General features: G+C 51.1%; 19 protein-coding genes and 3 pseudogenes. 7 read left to right on the top strand and 15 right to left on the bottom strand.

Annotated features, from left to right (window positions below; translation table 11 throughout):
* Positions 1–4 precede the first annotated feature (4 nt).
* From ACL7TT_RS11375 to ACL7TT_RS11365, 3 genes are all read left to right on the top strand, one after another.
* On the top strand, positions 5–1,063 hold the full coding sequence (locus ACL7TT_RS11375; protein ID WP_413395514.1) for a sensor histidine kinase: 1,059 nt from the start codon (positions 5–7) through the stop codon (positions 1,061–1,063).
* A complete protein-coding gene (locus ACL7TT_RS11370; protein ID WP_413395512.1) occupies positions 1,053–1,838 on the top strand; it encodes a LytR/AlgR family response regulator transcription factor in 786 nt (261 codons plus the stop codon). The genes ACL7TT_RS11375 and ACL7TT_RS11370 overlap by 11 nt, the downstream gene beginning before the upstream one ends.
* 270 nt (positions 1,839–2,108) lie before the next feature.
* Positions 2,109–3,398, top strand: a complete 1,290-nt coding sequence (locus ACL7TT_RS11365; protein WP_413395510.1) for a tyrosine-type recombinase/integrase — start codon at positions 2,109–2,111, stop codon at positions 3,396–3,398.
* Between the two features lie 165 nt (positions 3,399–3,563).
* Here ACL7TT_RS11365 and ACL7TT_RS11360 read toward each other — a convergent pair.
* A pseudogene (locus ACL7TT_RS11360) lies at positions 3,564–3,779 on the bottom strand (transposase); the annotation flags it as partial.
* Positions 3,780–3,841: 62 nt separating this feature from the next.
* Between ACL7TT_RS11360 and ACL7TT_RS11355 the strand changes: the two are divergent.
* Entirely contained in the window at positions 3,842–4,003 is a 162-nt protein-coding gene (locus ACL7TT_RS11355; protein WP_413395609.1) for an IS3 family transposase, read from the top strand.
* Positions 4,004–4,015: 12 nt separating this feature from the next.
* Positions 4,016–4,198, top strand: a pseudogene (locus tag ACL7TT_RS11350) (IS256 family transposase); the annotation flags it as partial.
* On the opposite strand, the gene ACL7TT_RS11345 reads toward ACL7TT_RS11350, so the two are convergent.
* From ACL7TT_RS11345 to ACL7TT_RS11335, 3 genes are read right to left on the bottom strand one after another with little or no spacing between them, the layout of a single operon-like run.
* Positions 4,188–4,616 carry a reverse transcriptase domain-containing protein gene (locus ACL7TT_RS11345; RefSeq protein ID WP_413395508.1) on the bottom strand — a complete coding sequence of 143 codons (429 nt, stop codon included), beginning with the start codon at positions 4,614–4,616 and terminating at the stop codon, positions 4,188–4,190. The pseudogene ACL7TT_RS11350 and the gene ACL7TT_RS11345 overlap by 11 nt on opposite strands.
* 30 nt (positions 4,617–4,646) lie before the next feature.
* Complete coding sequence (locus tag ACL7TT_RS11340; protein WP_413395507.1) at positions 4,647–5,288, bottom strand: Fic family protein; 642 nt, start codon at positions 5,286–5,288, stop codon at positions 4,647–4,649.
* 25 nt (positions 5,289–5,313) lie between these two features.
* Positions 5,314–5,985, bottom strand: coding sequence for a site-specific integrase (locus ACL7TT_RS11335; RefSeq protein WP_413395506.1), 672 nt, complete (start codon positions 5,983–5,985; stop codon positions 5,314–5,316).
* Positions 5,986–6,414: 429 nt separating this feature from the next.
* On the opposite strand from ACL7TT_RS11335, the gene ACL7TT_RS11330 reads away from it, so the two are divergent.
* Positions 6,415–6,642: a site-specific integrase gene (locus ACL7TT_RS11330; protein ID WP_413395505.1), complete on the top strand. Its 228-nt coding sequence runs from the start codon at positions 6,415–6,417 to the stop codon at positions 6,640–6,642.
* Between the two features lie 160 nt (positions 6,643–6,802).
* Here ACL7TT_RS11330 and ACL7TT_RS11325 read toward each other — a convergent pair whose 3' ends face one another.
* Entirely contained in the window at positions 6,803–8,650 is a 1,848-nt protein-coding gene (locus ACL7TT_RS11325; protein ID WP_413395504.1) for a glycoside hydrolase family 13 protein, read from the bottom strand.
* 167 nt (positions 8,651–8,817) lie between these two features.
* Entirely contained in the window at positions 8,818–11,100 is a 2,283-nt protein-coding gene (locus tag ACL7TT_RS11320) for an alpha-amylase family glycosyl hydrolase (protein WP_413395502.1), read from the bottom strand.
* A gap of 365 nt (positions 11,101–11,465) precedes the next feature.
* On the opposite strand from ACL7TT_RS11320, the pseudogene ACL7TT_RS11315 reads away from it, so the two are divergent.
* Positions 11,466–11,571 (top strand): annotated as a pseudogene (locus ACL7TT_RS11315) (Tn3 family transposase); the annotation flags it as partial.
* A gap of 35 nt (positions 11,572–11,606) precedes the next feature.
* Here ACL7TT_RS11315 and ACL7TT_RS11310 read toward each other — a convergent pair.
* The 9 genes from ACL7TT_RS11310 to ACL7TT_RS11270 form a co-directional block, all read right to left on the bottom strand.
* Positions 11,607–12,452, bottom strand: a complete 846-nt coding sequence (locus ACL7TT_RS11310) for a cobalamin-binding protein (RefSeq protein WP_413395501.1) — start codon at positions 12,450–12,452, stop codon at positions 11,607–11,609.
* A 126-nt stretch (positions 12,453–12,578) separates the two neighbouring features.
* Positions 12,579–13,469 carry an adenosylcobinamide-GDP ribazoletransferase gene (cobS, locus tag ACL7TT_RS11305; protein WP_413395500.1) on the bottom strand — a complete coding sequence of 297 codons (891 nt, stop codon included), beginning with the start codon at positions 13,467–13,469 and terminating at the stop codon, positions 12,579–12,581.
* A complete protein-coding gene (locus tag ACL7TT_RS11300) occupies positions 13,378–13,983 on the bottom strand; it encodes a histidine phosphatase family protein (protein WP_413395499.1) in 606 nt (201 codons plus the stop codon). Before ACL7TT_RS11300 ends, cobS begins: the two co-directional genes overlap by 92 nt.
* Positions 13,973–15,016, bottom strand: a complete 1,044-nt coding sequence (cobT, locus tag ACL7TT_RS11295) for a nicotinate-nucleotide--dimethylbenzimidazole phosphoribosyltransferase (RefSeq protein WP_413395498.1) — start codon at positions 15,014–15,016, stop codon at positions 13,973–13,975. Before cobT ends, ACL7TT_RS11300 begins: the two co-directional genes overlap by 11 nt.
* Positions 15,017–15,040: 24 nt before the next feature.
* Positions 15,041–15,163 (bottom strand): bifunctional adenosylcobinamide kinase/adenosylcobinamide-phosphate guanylyltransferase, encoded by a 123-nt coding sequence (locus ACL7TT_RS11290; protein WP_413395496.1) that lies wholly within the window; start codon positions 15,161–15,163, stop codon positions 15,041–15,043.
* Complete coding sequence (locus ACL7TT_RS11285) at positions 15,163–15,588, bottom strand: bifunctional adenosylcobinamide kinase/adenosylcobinamide-phosphate guanylyltransferase (protein ID WP_413395494.1); 426 nt, start codon at positions 15,586–15,588, stop codon at positions 15,163–15,165. Before ACL7TT_RS11285 ends, ACL7TT_RS11290 begins: the two co-directional genes overlap by 1 nt.
* Positions 15,581–16,363, bottom strand: coding sequence for a heme ABC transporter ATP-binding protein (locus tag ACL7TT_RS11280; RefSeq protein WP_413395492.1), 783 nt, complete (start codon positions 16,361–16,363; stop codon positions 15,581–15,583). The genes ACL7TT_RS11285 and ACL7TT_RS11280 overlap by 8 nt, the downstream gene beginning before the upstream one ends.
* Positions 16,363–17,385, bottom strand: a complete 1,023-nt coding sequence (locus ACL7TT_RS11275) for a FecCD family ABC transporter permease (RefSeq protein ID WP_413395490.1) — start codon at positions 17,383–17,385, stop codon at positions 16,363–16,365. Before ACL7TT_RS11275 ends, ACL7TT_RS11280 begins: the two co-directional genes overlap by 1 nt.
* Positions 17,382–18,896, bottom strand: a complete 1,515-nt coding sequence (locus ACL7TT_RS11270) for a cobyric acid synthase (protein ID WP_413395488.1) — start codon at positions 18,894–18,896, stop codon at positions 17,382–17,384. The genes ACL7TT_RS11275 and ACL7TT_RS11270 overlap by 4 nt, the downstream gene beginning before the upstream one ends.
* Positions 18,897–18,917: the final 21 nt, after the last annotated feature.

The raw sequence follows: 18,917 nt of genomic DNA, 5'->3' as shown, positions 1-18,917 counted from the left end.
TTTGATGACAAACTTTGCAACGCATCTTTCCGAGGGATTGAAGAGTCTCGCTTTAACATCCTTGTTTTGTCTTGTGATAGCCTTTGCGACGCACACGATTTGGCTCAGCCCGCTCTGGGAGCATATTTTGATCAGTTTTGGTTACGGGTACAGCGCTATCGTCATCGCTTATCTGTTGCAATGGTCGAGCAGGCAATGGACGAAGCGCCAGATCAGCGTGATATCAATTGGCAGCTCAATGGCTTTGGGTACAGCTAATGCGTACTACTGGCTAAGTAAATACGAAAAATTTTCTAATTTTAGCCAGATGAAGCCTGTTATCATTCTTGGATTTATTTTTCTAGCGGCGTGCTTTCTGTATTTTTACACATATAAGCAAAAACTGTTGACTCAGAAAGAGTTAGAGCGAGCCAAACGCATTCAGGCTGAGCAGGAAAAAGCGCTATTGTTTAGTCAGTTGAAACAGCTTCAAAGCCAGATTGAGCCTCACTTCTTATTTAATACACTGGCCAACATCAATGCGCTGATCGACAGCGATGCGAAAAATGCCAAGCTGATGCTGGGAAAACTTACAGAACTTTTACGTGAGAGGTTAAAGCAGAGTCGTCAGCACAATTCCACTTTAGAGGGCGAATTGGAGTTGGTGGATGCGTATCTCGCCATACAGAAAATTCGATTAGGTGAGCGACTGAAATATGAAATCATTAATCATTGCTCAGAAAACTTTAATATTCCACCATTGTTGGTTCAGCCTCTGGTCGAAAATGCGGTACAGCATGGAATCGAACCCAGCTCTACCGGTGGATGGATCAGGGTTGAAGCTTCTGAGGCTAAGGAACAGGTGACCATTAAAGTATTGGATGACGGTATTGGTTTTGGATATGCTGATGCTCATCCCGGCCAGGGAATCGGGCTGGAGAATATTCGCCAACGGTTGAACACCTTGTTTGGCAGTAATGCTTTGATGAGCCTGAAGAAAAGCCTAACGGGCGGTGTGGTCGCACAGGTTACGATTTTACGCACGTCACTGGAAAGTCTTGAGGTCAAAATGGATGCAAACTAAGCCTCACACCGCTGTCATTGCGGATGACGAACCTCTGCTTCGTCATCACCTCAGCAACGCTCTGGCCGAGGATTGGCCGGAGCTTGACGTTGTTGCATTAGCGAGCAATGGCCAGCAGGCGTTGGAGATGGTCGAACAGCATCAGCCTGATGTGGTGTTTCTCGATATAAAAATGCCTGAGTTGGATGGGATGTCTGTAGCGAAAAGACTCAGCAAAGAAGACCATAACCCTCACATTGTATTTATCACCGCTTTCGATGAATATGCAGTTCAGGCATTTGAGGCTAGCGCCGTAGATTACCTGCTTAAACCAGTCTCCGAGTCACGTCTGGCACAGTGCGTAGAAAAGCTTAAAACGAAGCTTATCAGTGCAGAACCTCCCGCCAATTTGGGGGCGCTCATTAATCAAATTCAGCAGCTAAATACGCCTCAATTGCCCAAATATCTGAGTTGGATAAGAGCAAGTAAAGGGGAGGAAATTCACCTGATTGCTCTTTCAGATGTTCTCTATTTCAAAGCAGAGGATAAGTACGTCTCTTTGTACAAACAGGAGCGGGGGAAAAAGGTCGAGTACATTCTTCGGACGTCGCTAAAAAAGTTGCTGGCACAGTTAGAGCCGGACACATTCTGGCAGGTGCATCGCTCCAGCGTCGTGAATGTCTCGGCGATAGACAAAGTTAAGAAGGACTTTACGGGTAAGTTGGTTGCTGTCATTGGGGAAGATTCGATACCCGTGAGCCGGGCAATGCAAGGCAAGTTTACCAATATGTGGTGAGACAAGGAAGGTAATAGGGCGGTGTGGTAATTCAAATCAGGTCCTTGATGCTTTTTTGCTCGCGAGGTAAGAGGGCGACCAGCTGGCAATTTTAATGCCATACGATACTGAACATGGCTTTATGCATGTGGACAGCTCCGAGCCTCAAGACGATATGTTTTAAGAGGAGGAGTGACATTTGAAAAATACCATCCTTTATTTCCAATAGTGTTTACTATTGGAAATAAAGGATGGTATGATTTCTGTTACTAAATCACTATCCGATGCCCTATGTCCCAGTGTTTTAAAGCGGTTCCGCTATTTGACTCCCACCGCCCATTCTATGCTCTAAAGCGCAGCACTCTGTTTCCAAAAGACATTTCCACCGTTAAGACATTTGTTGATTTGATAGCCGATGGACCTGTTCCGGAAGCTACTGACGATTACTGGCATGTAAAGGATTTTCTGTGGAGCAAATGTCGGCGATCTGAAGCAACCTATAATGCGTTTAGAAGTGAAGCTGAACGTTTTTTACTGTGGGCTTGGTGTATTCACGGTAAATCTATAGCCTTGATGAAAAAGCGGGACATCGAAGCGTACATTGATTTCGTTGTCAATCCCCCAAAAAGCTGGATTGCAACTCAAGTTTGCAGGAGATTTGAGTCTAAGGACGGCCAGAAAAAACCCAATAAGAAATGGCGACCCTTTGTTGTAAAATTAAGTAAGGCTGAACGTAAAGAATTACTTAGAAGCACCCCAGGCACAGATATCAAACCAGACTCTGGTAATTACGTGCTTGCGCAGAAATCTCTTCGGGAGGTGTTTTCAAACCTGAGTGTTTTGTACAACCATCTGGTCGAGGAAGATTACGCTTTTGGGAACGCAATTGCAGCCGTCAAAAAGGCTTCCCCCCACTTAATCGTTGATGTGTCCAATGATTCGGTTAAGCGCCTGTCGGCACTACAGTGGGAGTACGTTTTAGAAAGCACCAGAACCAGGGCCGATGAAGACCCGGTCTGGGAGCGGCACCTTTTTATCATTGCAGGTATGAAGAGCCTTTATTTGCGTGTCAGTGAATTGTCATGTCGGTCAAACTGGAGCCCTAAAATGGGGGATTTTTACAGGGAGGAAGATGACTGGTGGTTTATCGCGTTTGGAAAAGGCAATAAAAAGAGAAAAGTGAGCGTACCAGTCGACTTTCTTGAGTATTTAAGACGGTATCGTCTAAGCCGTGGCTTGGAAGGATTGCCTGCAGTTGGCGAGTCCTCTCCCCTACTCCACTCAATGCGAAAACATAACCCAGGGCTGCGAGCACGAACAATCGCGATGCTGGCCCAGGATGCATTTGATTTGGCAAGTGAAAATATGGCTCAAGATGGCTTTGAAGATGATGCAAAGGTCCTCTTGGCCACTTCAACTCATTGGCTTCGTCACACCGGTGCCTCAATGGATGTAGAAAGTAGAGCGCTTAAAGATCTGTCAGCAGACCTGGGGCATGGAAAACTAAGCACGACAGATAAAGAATATGTTCACGCAGACGACAGAGAGCGTGCAGCTTCTGGAAGAAAAAGGCGTGTTTGAAATTTTTTCTCGATCGCTCAGGTGGATCCATATTCTCCATATCTGTCGTAGTTCAGATGTAGTAGTTCTGACCTGACCTGACAGACCACCGTCAGAAAAACCGGTAACTGTCAGATCAAGTCTGAACTACTACAATTAAAGCCACCGGCTTTGCCGGTGGATATTTACTTCCTGTATGCGTTGCTGCTCCGGCGTCAGGGCGCTTCCTTTGGGTGTTTTACCACCTCGCTCTAAGCGGAGTCTCCGCACCCATGACTCTATGGTAGATTTGCTGACGCCCATGGCTTCGCACGCGGCCTTTACCGTGTACCCCTGGTCAACAACTAGCTGAGCCGCCTCCAGTTTGAACTCTGGGCTAAATTTTCTTTTTGTGCTGGTCATTTATTCACCTGATCTTCGTTGTGAGTGATGTTATCACCCAAAGTCAGGTGGCCAAATTTACTATGCCACTACAGACTGACCATTATATTTTTGAAATGAGAGCTGATGTAAAAGCTACGGTTGTTGATTACATTTTGTTCTATAACAACCACAGGCTTCACTCTTATCTTGGCTACATGAGTCCTGTAAAGTTTGAACAGCAGGAATTCAGAAAAGCGTCTTAACTGGGTGTCCATTTTTACTTGACCACTACAACCAAGGGTGGCTTTGCCAATGAGAACAGCTTACTCAAGCTGCTTTACGCCGATATACTGAAAGCCTCCGAGCGCTGGACGCACCCGATCCAGAACTGGAACTTGACGCTGTCACAGCTGACGATCCACTTCCCGGATCGCCTGGAGAAATATATCAGCCTATGAGGCTACTTGGCTGACACAGAGTTTTGAACACCCTCGCGTAACGAAACAATTCAACCCGCCTTCGACAGTGTCTTTTAGCAACCGTTTGGAACCAAGTATCAATCACATAATGCGCGTAGATGTTAGCAAGAACCGGACTGCAAATGCTCCCTTGGGGGACACCTTCATCGCTAATCGACAACTCGCCATCCGTTAACACGCCGGCCTTGAACATACGGCTGATGTACCGGATAAAACGTTTATCTTTGATCTTCTCACACAACATATCCTTGAGCATCTGGTGATCAATGGTTCCGAAAAAGTTGGATAAGTCAATGTCAATGACAGTGTCAACTTCATGGTGAAGAAGATGGGTACCCAAGGCTTGGGTGACCGTCGCCTCTACCACCTCAATTGAAAGGCGTTTGTTTTTGTGCACTCTTCTTTTATTCGGCTTTAATGGTTCCGATCACCCAAAGTCAACGTGATACTTTGCCAAGAAATCAATCATTTCTGATTCATTGCCACTGTCACAGAACCGGATCATTTTATTATTGAACTCAAGTTTAGCTTTTGCCGGCACCAAAATAGGGGGAATGCCCTCAGACAGCAGGGCACCATTCATCATCAAGCGGCCAGTGCGCTTATTCCCATCCCAGAAGAACTGATTGCGAGCCATCTGCAAAAATAGGGAGCAAGCTCGTACCTTGGTGTCCTGAATCGTCCCCAGCTTGCCTATCATTTCGTTCCACCTAGCATCCAGGTTCTCATGCTTTGGTGGGGTGTATTCAGTACCAGAGATTCGTACATTGCCAGTTCTAAAGCAGCCCCACTCCAGGGCTTCTTCTTTGGCAACCAGATCTTGAAGACCGCACGCCACCTCTTTTGTCACTGCGAAGCGTTCGGTCTCGATCAGTCCAAATAGCTTCTCCCAGCTGGCCTTCTGGTTTAGCACCAGGTTCTGCTCGCTCAGAGTATGCCCACCAACTGTAATCCCATCTAACAGAGTTTGGACCTCCGGCAATGTGAAAGGTGAATCTTCCAGTGCGGCGGTATCAAACACAAACTGCGTCATATAATGCCTGCACTGAAAAAGTAGTTTCTTATTCATATAAAAGCTCATCGAACTTTAACCTTCAATTGCATTTAGGCATTCTGATCGTACTATATAGGTCGTGAAAAATCTTCTCCAACTCCCTTTCTCTTGGCCTAATCTTTCGATCCAAGGTTTTTTTCCCTTTGATCCCGCTTACAGCCATAAGGTCTATATATCCACAACCACCCTCATACATTTTTTTGATAAAAGTATCTCGAAATGATGATGGCTTAGCACCTTGAATAGGCGTTTTCGCAATTAATTGTTTCAGCTTGGAGTTCATTGATACTGGCTGACGGTCGCTAGATTTTTTACTTCTGAGAGATAAGAGAAATTCTTTATCTCTATCATTCAGGAAAAAATAGCTTTCTGGATCTGAATACCGGTACCAAGATTTGTTACTGCGAAACAACTTCCTCTCGACTCGATTTTCCATGTATGCCTCAAAAAATGGAAGTACGTGATCTTCAGTATGCAATTTCCTGGCTTCGCCATTGTATGCAACTGATTCCGGCAGAGTCCAAATTCTATAAAACTCTCCACTTTGCGCCATCACATGCTGCAACTGCAACAAGCTCAATTCTGAAGGCGTTAGCCCCCAATACACAGCCCCCATAAGCAACGCGGCATTTCTTTGTCCATGTGGAGGGATCGCATTCATATCAAGCAGAAGCTGCAACTCCTGCTCAGTAAATATTTTTTTTACCGCCATGACTCTCAAAGAGTCCATTATGAATATCACAGAAGTGATTATTAACTATATCTGTGATACATACTAGCATCCCAATATACATATCACAATTATCTATATAAGTTGAAATATGATAAAAGGCGGTTAATTAAACATCGATCTCTGGACTATAGCTGAACAGTTAGAGGGTATCCGCACGGTAAAACGGTCGAAGGTCAAACGCTTGCCCGCCTGGCGCGCGCTACCAGTGGAAGAAATCTCCGAAATGATGGATTTTTTCTCTGACTAGAGAGGACCTGACCGGGCTGCGGAATGCGGCGATGTTGGCGCTGATGTTTGGCAGCGGGCCACGCCGATCTAAAGTGGCGGCAATCAATATTGGCGATATCAACCACAAAGAGCGCTGTATCCGCATTGTCGGCAAGGGCGACAAGTGAGCGGAAACTTGAATTGCCGGGCAGAACCTGGAAGATTCTTGGGCTGTGGCTGGAAGCCTTGCAGGAGGCAGGGTTTGCTGAAACCTGGGCAGGCCCCCTCTTCCGCGGCGTCGATCGCTGGGGCAATATCAGCAGCAGGCGTATCAGTGCCGACACGATTTATTACGGGGTGCGCAAGCGTACGACACAGGCCGGACTGGACCGCACATCGCCGCAGCTTTGCCACCTATTTGCTGAATAGCGGCATCGACATCCATACGCTGGTAGGTCTAATAGGACACGAGGTGCTGGATTCAACCCGTCAGTACCTGTGTGCTGCTGGAGCGGCTGCGCGCGCTGGCGCTGCAGGGAACAGCGGTATTTGTGCAGCCGCGCCGCAGATAATAATTAGGGCCTATGCCTTACTGCCGTACCAGAATCAGACCGTCAAGCGGGGGTATCACTATCTTGCCGCGTCGCTGGTCGAAAGTGTCTTTTTGGCGGTTCAGCACATTGATCCAGGTTGAGTCGCCGAGTATCTCCGCTGAAATAGTGTTTGCCTGAGAAGCGTTGTTCAGTATGACCAACACCTGGTTGTTGCGATACACCCGGTGATAGCCGTAAAGCCGGCGCTTATCGTCAATTAACACCGATTGGAAATCGCCCAGTTGCAATGCCGGATTCCGGTTGCGGATATGAATCAGGTTGCGATAGTGTCTTAACAGATCTGTATTGACGCCAACCGGGTCGGGGGAACGCTTGCTGCCATCGGGCAGGTAGACTTCATCCTCATACTCAATGTCCGGCCAGATCATCGGCTTGCGTGTATCCGGATCGTTTGCGCCCCACATGCCCACTTCATCGCCGTAGTAGATCATCGGGGCACCCACATACGTCATCTGGAAGATGGCGAAAAGCTTTTGCAGCTGAATTTCGTGCTCGTTGGGCTTCCTGACGGCATAGTCGGCGTTGTTGGTAACCTGTGATCTATTGAAGTAGTTGCCCCAATCCCGGAAATTGCCGATACCGCGGTTCACGATATGTGAACCGATGCGGTTGGAGTCGTGGCTGCCAAACAGGTTTTGCACCACATAGGCGACGCCCTGTGGGTAAAGGTCCCTGAGATCGGCCAGTTTGCGGTCAAATGCACTGACACTGATATTCATGCCCGGTGGGTTGAAAAAGAATTCTGCCGCGGTGAAGGCAAAGTTGTAGTTCATCTCACCATCGAATTCGTCACCCTGAAAATAAGGCTTTACCTTTTCCGGTACATCGACAATTTCGGCCGTCAGGTAGGCCTCGGAATTGATCGATTTGACATGGCCGCGCCACGCCTTCCAGAAATTGTGATGGACCTCGAATGCCACGTCCAGCCGCCAGCCATCGATTCCGTGTTCTATGCCTTTACCTTTCGGGTTCATCCAGCGCTCGGTAGCGGCGAATACATAGTCTCTCGGGCCTTTGACCAGCCCCTGTTCATCCTCCCGGAATTCCGGCAGTGACTCCACGCCGAACCAGCCGGAATACTTGAATTCGCTACCGGTTTTATCGTCCCGGTAAGATTCGACGATAAACCAGTCCTTGTAGGGGGACGCCTGCTGGTGTTGCCGCAGGTGTTGAAATGCGAAACTGTTGACACCCATGTGGTTGAAAACGCCATCGAATATAATTCGGATGTCCCGTTTGTGCGCCTCATCAATCAGGTTCAATGCCAGCTCATCGGCGCTGGTCCAGACCCAGGTCGATGGATCCAGAGGGTCTTCCGTGGCCATCAATTTGCGATCGCCTTCGGGGTCAGGGCCGAAAGTGGGGTCGATATGGTGGTAGCTGGCCCCGTCGTATTTGTGCAGGGACGGGGCATCGAATACCGGATTGAGGTAGATGGCGCTGATGCCGAGCCCTTCCAGATAATCAAGTTTATCGATAACGCCCTGCAGGTCGCCCCCATAGCGACGCCGCAACAGGTGTTTCCACAATTCCGGCTCACCATTGGCTTTTTCGTAGGTCTGCAACTTATACCAGTCACTGCCCCAGGGGTGGACCTGCCATTTTTTAGGCGCTTCCTGGGGATCTGCGCCGAGTATGTCCCCCACTCCTGGGTCGTTGGCGGTATCACCATTGCGGAAGCGCTCCGGGAAAATCTGGTACCAGACGACCTCTTTGGTCCATTGCGGAACGAATTCTTCGCCCTGGCTGGCACTGGTTGCCATTGAGATGGCGAGCGTAGCCGAGATTAGTGTGCGTACGGCAAGCTGGAGAATGTTACTCATATTAAATGCTGCTTTATTCACTGACGTCAATGTACCAAATGGGGAGGATGCAATCGATTACCAAAACGGGAGGAAAGGTGCCCCGCGACTGCTGTAAACGGCCTTGGGACACCCTTCGCCCCCGGCCGACTTTTATGGTCCGGCTGCAACCTTCCGGGACCGGGTATTCACTGCCAGGTGAATACACTCGTCTCCAAAGTTCCGGTCGGGGTGGAAGACGAGATAATCGAACGGTTACTGCCCCCCTCCCAGGTTAAGTTACCGTTGTCGTCCTTTTTGATGAACTTAAACTGCACCGTGGTGTGCTTCGGCAGGGAGACCGGCAGAAACCACTCAGGATAGTTCGGGTTGTGAAAGGGGCCAACTGCCTTGGACGTATCCCAGTTGCCAAGTTCGGGTATGTCTCCGACGATATAGACATTCTCCCCCAAGCTGGTGCTTGTGTTGACTTTGAAGATAATCTGATTCTGGTCATCCGACAGCACTTCATAGCGAAACTGGTTGCTGACCTTGCCGCCTTTTGTGACCGTAATCTGCTTTACACCTGCACTCACGCTGGGCACGACGGCTTTAATCATGGTATTACTGTTGGCGACGATGGTCGCAGCCGTGCTATCGAATTTGACCGTGACGGCACCACCGAGACCCGTGCCGTAAAGGTAAATGGTATTCCCGGCGCGCCCCATGGTGGACATCACATCGCCCAAACGGGGAATATCGGTGCCCAGGTCGGGGTTGTAAGACCAGACACTGACTTCGCCCCCCTCCAGTGTGAAGGGCGCTAACTGCCCGTTGCCAACCGTCACTGTGTCCCCGAACAGCAGACCGCTCAGCACATCGCCGTAACTGCCTGCCGGCAGGGTCGTGTTGATCGCCGGGACTGAAAACGACTGGTCCGGTTGGCGGTTTACCGCGACTACCACCTGTTTGTTATAAAACTGTCGCTTGAATACCAGCACATCGTTTGTGCTGTAAAGTATGGCGGTTTCACCGTAGGCGATGGCCTCATTCTGCTGGCGCAGGGTGGAGAGCGACTGGATCGTCTTGTAAGCCGTTGTCGCCTGATCGAAAGGGGCTTCTCTTTCCATGAAAACCCGACCGGAAATATCGCTGGCGTCAGCGGCGGTCAGGTACTGCTCGGTCCCGTAGTAGATGTTCGGCGTACCGCGCGCGGTGAGTAGCGTGGCCAGGGCCGCGTGATAGGGTTTGTTGTTCGGCTGAATGTAGCGAAAGCGAGTGACGTCGTGGTTGTCGAGGAAGGTGACCGCCTGGCTCTCATACTCGTAATCGGCGCTGGTCGCAGTCATCATCTGGCCGAACGCACTCATCGTCTCGGAGAAGTTGCCGAAGGTGTTGGTGGATGCGCGGAAATACTCGAAGTCAAGGTTGTTGATACCGGTCCGATCGGGAAAAGATTGGTACTCATCGTACTTGGGGTCTGGGCGGCCAATGAAGAACTCCCCAAAATGGGTCAGCGGCCCGCCATCGGCGGAGTCGATGGCGTCCTTGAACCCCTTGGCGAACGAAGGGCCCATGTGTAGTGTGGCGTCGTGGCGGAAGCCGTCCACACCCTTGGACTTCCAGAACTTTGCCGCTTCTTCGAGATGCGCTACGACGGCCGCGTTCTCGGTGGAGAAGTCGGACAATGAGCCAAGGTCCTTGAATCGAAATCCGAATTGGGTGTCGTCGGAACCGCGGTCGCCGAGATTGTGGAACCAGCCGTTGATGTCATAGTTGGGATCGGCGAGCAGGTTTTCGAAGTTGCCGTCTGAGTTGTGGTCGACGGGATTGCCATTCGAGTCGAACACATAGTTGCCATTGCTGTCCTTGTCCGGCTCGTAGAGATTTCCGTCCTCCTGAGCGTTTCCACTTGTCGGATTTCTGCCACGACTCGTATGGTTTGATACGAAGTCGATAATGAGTTTTATGCCGTTGGCGTGCAGCGCGTCCCTCATCGCCTCAAACTCCTGCATCAGGCCAAAGTGCTTGTTGGTGGCGAAATAGTTGCGCACATGGTAGCCGTGGAAGCTTGTCCAGAGATCGTAGCCACCGCTCTCCTTGTAGTCGTAAATTGGCGTATCGCGGTTCGCATAGGGGGCGGAAATCCACACCGCCGTAATACCCATGTCCTTCAGGTAGGAAATTTTATCGACAATACCCTGCCAGTCTCCGCCCTGGTACAGCTTCAGGTCGTCCCCATTGCCGAGCCCGTCCTGGTCCGGGTCGTCGAACAGGCTGGTGCTTGACCCAGCGGGAATATTGTTGGAGGTATCGCCGTCCACAAAACGGTCGGTAATGATCTGGTAAACGACATCTTTTGGCGTGACCGGAGACAGTGCGCCCGAGGAGGTTGCCGCGTTCGATTCCAGCGCCGCAAGTGCATACAACCCGATGGCAGCGGCCAGCGCTGTAGATATGTCAAAATGACCCAGCGTGATTTTTTTATTCATTACTTCTGATCTCTTTTTGGTGAGTGAACAGAGTAGAGAAAGAAATCGCATTCCCTAGTCACCGAGCCCGCTGGTTCCCCTTTTATATACAGAAAAAAAACGCTACCGGCAGCGGGGGTTGATACTACTGAGTTTCTGCGAGCTTGATGGATTTTATCAAAGCCACAGATGCGCCCCTCCCCCCCCGGGGGGCGTAGAACGAGGACTGACGGCGGCGGCAGCCGTTACCAGCCCGTCTGTGAAAATTTCGGTGGATAGAATACCGTGAAGTGTGGCCGCTTTACCGCCGGCGGTAGGTTGTGTGGCGAGACCTGCCCGCTCTTGCACCCGTACAGGCGCTGGTTCAGGTCCAAAACTTTCGCACGGCCATTCACGCCAGGGTAATCGGTACGAATGAACACGAATCCCACCACATCTTTGACTTGCTGATGAATAACAGCTCGGAAATCATTCCCGACGTGCTCTCTTGGGCGAACTTCTGGCTACTACTCTTCGTAGGGAACAGACTACCTTGCCCTCCCATCAGTCAAACCAGTGCTAGCCTTCGCCCGCGCTTTGCGCAAGTTGCTACATATCATCCCCATACCATCCAACACACGAAAAGTATGTCTCTGGATGATATCCGGGGGCACAAAATAGAGGTTGTCATTTTTCACTGCACTAAGTGTCGGATAGGCTTCCCAAGCATCCAGCCAATCTGGCCGGCTTTCGCCCATACCACTGGATATAATCACCTCAGGATTCCGGTTAAGAACAGATTCGATACTAATCTTTGGGGCCAGAACTATCGCATCAGCGAATGCATTGCGGCCACCACAGGACTCAATCACATCGCTGATCAAGTGTTCACCATTGAGTGTTTGCAGCGGATCATTCCATACCTGGTAGAAGACACTTATAGGCGTTAGCTTTTTGTTGTTGTGCTTTAGCTTGGCAAGCCGTTTAAGCCACTCGGTTGCGGCACGGTTTGAATTGTTACCAGTACCGGCAAGTTCACCAAATAACCTTACACTCAGCGCAATATCTTCGAGCGTGTGGGACTCGTTAACGAATACCGTAAACCCGAAATCCTCCAGTTTTTGTATCATTTCGTCGCCATTTCCCGATCCCCAGGCGACTATCAGATCCGGTTTAAGGGCCAACAAGGATTCATAACTCAGTGCTTTGTAGTTGCCAATCTTCGGCAATTTTCTCGCCTGCTCTGGGTAATCGCTGTAGCTAACCGCGGCAACCAGCCTATCTCCCGCTCCCGCACTGTAGAAGTTCTCCACGATATGCGGGGCCAAAGCGACGATACGCTCTGCCGGTGCGGGCAGTTCAATCCAGTGGCCCCGGGCATCTTGCACACGCACGGGTTCACCAGCCCAGCAAAGCCCTGCCCATAACAGGCTCAAAGTAGTAATGCAGGTTGCGATAGTACTCCGGGACATCATTTAACTCTGCTATTTCTTAATTTACTAATTTTTGACACTTGGATTTCAAATCGTGATCAGGGCTACCCATAGGATCAATACTGCAAGCTCAATAATTTCAATCAGACCCCCGAGACAGTCACCGGTGTAGCCACCAATCGTTTTTTCCCATAAGTGACGCCAAAACAAAATTAAACTGGGTAAAACACAGGCCATCCCTATTGCGATTGGCACGGGCGTTACTATGAGGCCGGCAACTGACACGATAACAACCAGTGGCAATAACTCCCACCTTCGCCCTGAACCTGAAGGCGGGACAAAGCCTTCCATGCGCGCGTATTCAGAAATACTCATGAGAGATAGCGCTGCCGCCCTGGCCAGCATGGGCGATAGCATCAGAGGCAGGTATATCCAGACACCTTTTGCCGCCGGCAGCGTCTGCCCAAGCAGCGTTGCAATCGCTGCGAATTTAATCAGCAAGAATACGACAAGGGCGACCACCGCGACTGAGCCGCAATGAGGGTCGTGCATCACAGTGAGAGTTCGGATACGTCGATCTTCAGGGTCGGCACACTGATGCCCGGCAAAATAGGCATCGGCACAGTCAGCAAGGCCATCGAGGTGTAAGGCACCTGTCAATATGATCCAGAACCCCAACAATATCGCTGCCTGCAGATGGGTTCCCAGTGGATCCAGAAGGTACACAGCTGCAGATAACAGCAGCCCGATCACAACCCCAATCAAAGGGTAAAAGTAAATCGACCGTTCCACCGTCTCCTTGTCTACACGGTGTAGCAGCCCCGCCACTGGCAACCGGGTAAGAAAGACCAGCGCATACAGAAACGCCTGGGTAAGACCGGAGAACTTACGGACGATAAACATAGGTACTCTGCTCTGGGTAGGGAATTGCAAAAGTTTCGCTAGTGCAATCGTATTCCATCGATGCGGCAAATCCATAGCCAACCTGCAGCGAGATCATCTGGCTGGGTGACCAACCATTGGCAATGGTCAGCATTAACTTAATCACACCACCATGGGTTATTAACAACAGGGACTTTCCCTTGTAGCGGACGGATAAATCCCTCATTGTGAGTAACACCCTGGAGCGAAAAGAGGTAAAGGGCTCGCCGCTTGGCGGCGAGTGTTTATCGGGTTCGCGGCTCCAAAGATCACACAGCGCTTGTTGCTCGGTCCAGATTTTATTGACCGGTTGCCCTTCCCACTCACCAAAACCGATTTCGCGGATGCCTGCAGAAGAACTCACTGGTAATTTCTTATCGAGGCCGAGTTGAGTAGCAAAAGCCTGGCAGCGATGCAGTGGAGAGGTGACAATTCGATCCCATGGACCGGCTAGCGCCTCAAGCCCACGGGACATCTGTTTCCAACCTTCATCAGTCAAGGGGGCGTCAATCTGCCCACGAAAAATGCTGCCACCAGAACAGGCACCGTGACGCAACAGGTCAATCCGCAACCGGTACACCTGCTTCACTGAAGGTGAACATTTTGTTATGTAAGTTAATCGCCTGCTTGATAATACTCACGGCCAATACAGCGCCAGTGCCCTCCCCCAACCGCATATTCAAGCTAAGTATGGGAGTAACGCCCATACACTCCAGAGCCAATTTGTGCCCGGATTCCTCAGACAAATGGGCATAAAGTAACCAGGGTTTTACTGAGAGGTTGATAGCCCCGGCGATGGCGGCTGCAGCAGTCGCCATAAATCCATCGACCAATACCGGAGTGCACCGCTGTGCACTGGCAATAAAAGCTCCGGCCAATGCCGCAATTTCAAAGCCGCCGAGAATGCGCAAAATGTCTATTGGAGAGTCGAACGCTGCATAGTGCTGCTCCAGCGCCGATTCAATCAGCTCAACCTTGCGGGCGAGTACCGCATCACCAACGCCGGTTCCACGACCCGTAATATCGGCCACTTTTAAATCGAACAGGGCTGCAAAGATAGCAGCCGCGGAGGTGGTGTTACCGATGCCCATATCACCGCCGATAAAACAATCACTATCGGTGGACTGTCGACGCCCAGCATTAAGTGCGCATGCCAGCTGTGTATAAGTCATGGCGGCAATACCTTGGGAAAAATCTGCCGTTGAAGGGGCTATGACTTCATCTACCAGGCCTGGGTGCCCGGCAGGCACCACACAGCCCAGGTTGATTGCGGCAAAATCGGCATTCTGCTCGCGGCTCAACACATTAATAGCCGCCCCACCCTCACAAAAAATATTGAGCATTACCGAGGTTACAGCTTGGGGAAATCGCGAAGTCCCGTGGGCAGCGATACCGTGATCGGCTCCGAAAACTCGCACAGACAAGCGTTCAAGCTGAGGCTGCTCTCTGCCCTGGAACCCAGCGAAGTCTATGGCGAGACTTTCCAGCCGGCCGAGCGCGCCTTCCGGCTTTATTAATCGTTTCTGTCGAGCTGTAGCGGCATTTCGAGCAGATTGGTCCGGTGTTGGAGCTGGCTCATAGAGCCAGTTCAATTCATCCGTCATAGCCTTAGGCCTCTCACGCTCAATTTATTTGACGGTTAGCGGTAAGCCGGCAATGGCCAGGGTTACGCTGTCTGCCCTTTCTGCCAACACCTGGTGCAACCACCCGGCAGCGTCTACAAACTCCCGAGATAGCTGTCCAAGAGGCACTACCCCAGATCCAACTTCATTGCTAACAAAATCCAGGGGCTAACGCTGTTTTTCGGATCATTACGCCTTAGGTCAACGCACTGTAGCAATGCGTCACGCTCGCGCTCCCATACCCCCTGATGGATGCAGTTACTGAGCCACAGGGTCAGGCAATCCACCAAAACGCAGTGGGAATGTGGAGCTGCGTCTAAAGCCTCTGCCAGTGCGATGGGCTCTTCTATAGTCTGCCAGCGTTGATCCCGATCTCCCTGATGGCGAGCGATACGGGAAAACATTTCCTCATCCCCCGCAGTGGCAGTTGCCAAATAGGCAAGCCCGCCGGCGTTATTGTTTTGCAGCCAGTGTTCAGCGCGCTGCTGCGCCAATCGGCTTTTACCACTGCGGGCACCACCCAGTATCAAGTGCACCTCACTATTGCTATACATCAGCCACTACCAGAGATTTACCGGTCACCGGATGTGGTATCACCGAGACACTGTACCCATAAAGCTGCTGCATATTTTCTGTGGTCAGGACGCTTTCAGCGCTTCCGTAAGCCATGCTGCGCCCTTGCTTTAGGGCGAGAATCCGATCGCTGTAACCACTGGCATGAGCGAGATCGTGAACCGTCATTACAACAGCCACGCCGCTCCGTGCAAAATCCCGCACAGCCCTCATCATTCCATACTGATGTGCGATATCGAGGCTGGTGGCCGGCTCATCTAACAAAAGCAAACGATCGCCTCCGTCTTCAGCACGCCAGATTTGGGCCATTACCCGTGCCAGCTGCAATCGCTGCTGTTCACCGCCCGATAGTGTGGGATAGAGACGCTCGGATAAGTGGCTAACGTCTAGAGCCGCCATAGCTTCCAAACAGATTGCCCTATCTCGCTCTGTTCCTGTGGCGTGCGGTGTTCGACTCAGGGCCACCAGTTCCAGCCCGGTAAAGGCAAATGAAAGCGGATTGTTTTGCGGCAGAACGGCCAATTGCCTGGCTCGATTGCGGGCAGGCAAACTGGGGAGAGACTCCCCTTTAAAATGAACCCGCCCATTCTCCATCGCGGCTTCGCCACAAAGTGCGCGCAACAGCGTCGACTTCCCAGCGCCATTGGGGCCAATCACACAAACCAGTTCGCCGACATCAACTTCAAAGTGTACCTCGGTGAGCAGCGGCCGATTGTCCACGCTTACAGAGACTCCCTCCGCGTATAATAGAGCCACTAGAGGGATCCTCTGCTTTTGCGCAACAAAGAAATGAAAAATGGCACCCCGACCAGTGCGGTAATCAACCCTACCGGTATCTCAACTGGAGCAATAATCGTGCGCGCGAGGGTATCAGAGAGTAGTAATAGGATTGCCCCGGCCAGTGCTGATAGGGGCAGCAGCTGGCGGTGATCCGGCCCTACCCATAAACGCACCATATGCGGCACCACTAAACCGACAAAGGCGATACTGCCAGCCACTGCGACCGAAGTCCCCACCCCTGCAGCAACAAACACAATCAAGGTAGTTTTTACCCGCTCTACATCAACACCGAGATGTCGTGCTTGGGACTCCCCCAGCAGAAGAACATTAAGCGAAGACCCGAATCGGGACATGGTAACAAGCAAACCACACAGCACCGCCAAAATCAGAAAAGCGCGGGGATAGCTCGCCGCATCCAACCCGCCCATCCGCCACAGGCTGATACGGCGAAGCATTTCATTATCGGCAAAATACTCCATCAATCCGACCAAGCTCGCAGAAAAGGCAGTAACGGCAATACCCATCAGCAGCATGGTAGCCACGGAAGTCCCATTGATACCTTTTGCCACCTTATAAACCAATGCCACCGCAGTCAGGCCGCCGCAAAACGCGGCAATCGATACCATCGGCAAACTTCCAAAGGCACCCGCCACTTCCGCGCCAAGCAGAATAGCCAGGCAAGCACCGAACGAGGCACCAGCGGTCACGCCAATTAATGATGGATCTGCGAGCGGGTTGCGAAACAACCCCTGCAACATGGCGCCACAGATTGCGAGCACCGCTCCAACCGCTGCGGCCAGTATCGCTCGAGGCAGGCGTATTGCCTGGACGATATCTCGAGCCAGTCCCCCTTCGCCCTGCCCACTCAGCGCAACGAATACCTGCGATGGCGAGAGGTACACTGCACCTACCGCCACTGCAGTGACGAAACTCGACGCAAATACTGCCGGTAGTAGCCACCAAGCAAGATTTAAAGCTCTGATGCGGGCAATAGTCACTGGCTTTCTTCTCGTAGCGCAGTTGTATTCTGAGCCCTTTCAAATTGCTTGAGCCAAGTGCCCTGCATATGTTCGGCAATTGAGTCCGCCAGCCTGTCCAACTGTTTCTGGCGGTGGGCATTCAGATCCAGCGATGAGCCACCTTTTAGGCCGCCCCAGGCAAGTAGTGCATTTTGGGCTTGTGGCGAATCAAAAAGTCCATGTATATAAGTAGCGAGCACCTGCCCATCGGCACTGATGGCACCATCTGGTCTGAGGTTTCCATCTTCTTCATCAAGGTATAACGCAGGAGTTTCCAAGGCTGGCCCCTCTGTAATTCCGCAGTGAATCTCGTAGCCTTGTATGGGGATATCCATCTTTTCTTTTTCCTGGTTTTTCAAAGATAGAAACCCGGAAACATTTTCCAGCGCTTTAACTGGCTGCAGCCTGGTTGTGTAATTCAGGTATCCAAGACCTTGTTCGCTACCAGGGGTATCTTCTATTCCCTCTGGGTCCTGCACCTCTTTTCCCAGCATCTGCAAGCCGCCACAAATACCTATGAGTTTTCCACCGTAACGCAAGTGTCGATCCAGTTGTGTGGGCCAGTCATTTTCCTTTAGATAGGCAAGATCAGCCCGTACATTTTTACTTCCGGGTAGAATGATCCAATCACAAGAGGGGATTGAATCACGAACGCTCAAAAATTGCAGATCGATATCTGGATGCAATCTCAGTGCATCAAAATCTGTATGGTTGCTAATGCGCGGTAATATAGGTACCACCACTTTCAATTTGGCATCAGCGCGGACCTGCTGGGCACTAATAGCATCTTCCGCATCCAGGTACAGGTCGTGGAGATAGGGCAATACACCGAGTACCGGTTTGCCGGTGTACTCTTCCAGCCAGTCAAGCCCTGGCTGTAACAATTGCAGGTCGCCGCGGAACCGGTTGATCACAAAACCCACTACGCGCTCGCGCTCTGAGGGGGACAATAATTCGAGGGTACCCACCAAGTGGGCGAAAACCCCACCGCGATCAATATCGGCAATCAATACCACCGGGCAATCCACTGCTTCGGCAAAACCCATATTGGCAATATCGTTTTCCCTTAGGTTGATTTCTGCCGGGCTACCGGCACCCTCGACAAGCACCAACTCATATTGATTTTTGAGTCGTTCAAAGGAATCCAGTACAGCATTGTGTGCGGTGGATTTGTAATGGTGGTAATCCAGGGCCTGCATATTCCCCAGTACCCTGCCCTGGATAATAACCTGGGCACCGGTATCTGATGCAGGCTTGAGAAGCACAGGGTTCATATCACTGTGTGGTTCTATTCCGCACGCCTGCGCCTGTAGCGCCTGCGCCCGTCCTATTTCACCAGCATCCGTAGTTACGGCACTGTTAAGTGCCATATTTTGCGGTTTGAACGGAGCAACACGGACACCGCGCCGGGCGAAATAGCGCGCAAGCGCCGCCACTAAAGTACTTTTGCCAGCATCGGAAGTGGTGCCCTGGACCATCAAAACGGACATAATGAGTACAACTTATATGTG

The organism is Microbulbifer jejuensis (assembly GCF_047289955.1).
Taxonomy (GTDB): Bacteria; Pseudomonadota; Gammaproteobacteria; order Pseudomonadales; family Cellvibrionaceae; genus Microbulbifer.
Note: the sequence above shows the minus strand (reverse complement) of the source record. Positions and strands in the feature narration are given on the sequence as shown.